Annotated in this window: 2 protein-coding genes; one reads left to right on the top strand and one right to left on the bottom strand. The window is 56.9% G+C overall.

All coding sequences use genetic code 11. The features are described from left to right. A partial coding sequence (locus AB4043_RS23415) for a hypothetical protein (RefSeq protein ID WP_442308252.1) occupies positions 1–238 on the bottom strand: 238 nt, incomplete at its 3' end. Between the two features lie 368 nt (positions 239–606). On the opposite strand from AB4043_RS23415, the gene AB4043_RS23410 reads away from it, so the two are divergent. Beyond that, a partial coding sequence (locus tag AB4043_RS23410) for an RNA-directed DNA polymerase (protein WP_442308251.1) occupies positions 607–2,115 on the top strand: 1,509 nt, incomplete at its 3' end.

Raw genomic sequence — 2,115 nt, 5'->3', positions numbered from 1 at the left:
CTTCGGTGCTGTTGTACTTAGCATCGCGTTCCTTGGCTTTGGCAAGCTGAACGCGCGGAATTGCGTAGTCCGCGACCGCATTACGCATGAACTCGGCCAACCTCTGCGGTTGGACTCGACCATTCGCATCAACTGTCAGACAGTGACAGTGAATTTTTACCGCCTGACCAGCAATCGAAACGTCCCGCTCCACTAAAGAAAGGTGGATCTCGAGCGCTTCGGGATCTCCTGTCAGCACAGCCGTCAATTCCGTCGGAGTGATAGTCGGCAGAAACCCTCCATCTTGGTCTTTCATAGACGCGGGTAAATATAAGTGGCTTTATTCTACGTACTTACACCGATCCATGCTATTTATCAGTTGTGTTCTCGCTGGTTCCTCCCAGTTTGGCACGACATGGCCGAGAACAGCACCGTTCGACCCATGTGAGCTTACTTGCGTGTGCCACTGTACTGCGAGGCGTCGGCGGTGGCGGACCGATCACAATTTAGATTTCTTCGACTGGCCGGTTGAGCGAAGGTAGTCGACGCCTTCGCAGAATTGAGCTGCTGTTCCATGAAGAAGCTTCGCGTGACGTAGAATCGTTTCGCTGCGCCAGGCAATCTTCTATGAATAAAGCCTCATTGATTTCCATCCGGAATCTCGATCTCGCCTGGGCGCGCATAACCACGGCGACGAATATGCAGCACAAGCGGATGTTCCGACATCTGTACCAGGCTTACGAGCCCGGTCGGAAGCCGAACCTTCGGTTGTTACATGAGAAGTTGCGTGGCGCATGGAAACCGACGAGTCCCATTCGGCTCTATATGCCGAAGGCTTCAAAGCTTCTTCGCCCGCTGTCCCTCCTCTCCCTGGACGATCAGATCGTCCTTCAAGCAATTGCCAATGAGGTCGCGGCGCAGATGGCGACGCGGCGCGCCGCCGTCGAACGAAACGTCGTCTTCAGCAATTGCCTGAACCCTGATCCGAGGTCGATCTTCTTCCTTCAGGACTGGCGCCGCACCTATAGCGGATTCTCGACCCGCCTCGGTCGTCACCTCATGGCCGGGAATCACTGGATCGCACATTTCGACTTGGCTGCGTTCTACGAGACTATCTCCCACCGTGCGCTACAAAGCATCGTGGCTCCATCTGGTGGGAGCAGCGAAGTTTGGAAACTCATCCGGGATTGGCTGTGCGTTTGGACCTCTGGTGCCGGCGGCATCCCCGTGGACCATGRCATTCCGCAAGGGCCAGTGGCTTCGGATTTTCTCGCGGAGGTATTTCTCCTTCCACTCGACGAAGCGATGGCGAAGGCTGGAATCCCGTATATCCGGTACGTGGACGACATCCGCGTTCTAGCTCACACCGAGGAGGAGGTTCGCAGGGCCGCAATCATTCTCGAGATGGAGTGCCGGCGCTGGAGCCTGATACCGCAGAGTTCGAAGTTCAGTGTGATGTACGCGGCGACGCTTGCAGATGCGCTAGGCACGCTTCCCAGCATCGCCGAATCCACGGGCAGGACGGGCGACGAAGCCGAGCTTGATGATGATTCGGCGGTGGCGGTGTTCAACGACGCGGTTGGGGGGCGACCGCTAAGAGTGAAGGACAAGAGCCGTCTTCGCTTCGTCCTCTACCGAGCGGGTGCATCACGGAAACTACTCGCCACGACCTTGAAGCTCCTTCCTTCGCACCCAGAGCATATCGATGCCTTCGCAGCGTATTTCCAGAACTATGCCAAGTCGCGGCCGATCATGACCAAGGTTCGAGCGATGCTGACCCAAGGAGTTCTTTACGACTATGTCGAGGGCGAACTCTGGCTTTTGGCTGCTCGCTTGGGGAATCACAGCGACCTTACAGCGTTGCTGCCGATCGCCCGTCGGCGCGCCAGAGCCAGACATCTCTCGTTTTCCATCCAGCGTGCACTTCTTGCTTTCTTCCTGACGTGCAGGAATGCCGGAATTGTCCCCGCAACCCGCGTCCTCAACAAGCTTCGTACCAGTACCGCATATATTCAGTCGCTCGTTATACCGCACCTTGCTGATGGCGATTTCGAGCGGGGCGGTGTGGTCGCTGACCTTATTCAACAGCACGCACCGGCTGCGGGGATGGTGCTAGCCGAAGAGTTAGTGCAGCGC

It is taken from the genome of Terriglobus sp. YAF25 (assembly GCF_052113305.1).
Classification (GTDB): domain Bacteria; phylum Acidobacteriota; class Terriglobia; order Terriglobales; family Acidobacteriaceae; genus Terriglobus.
This window is presented reverse-complemented; position numbering and strand designations above follow the sequence as displayed.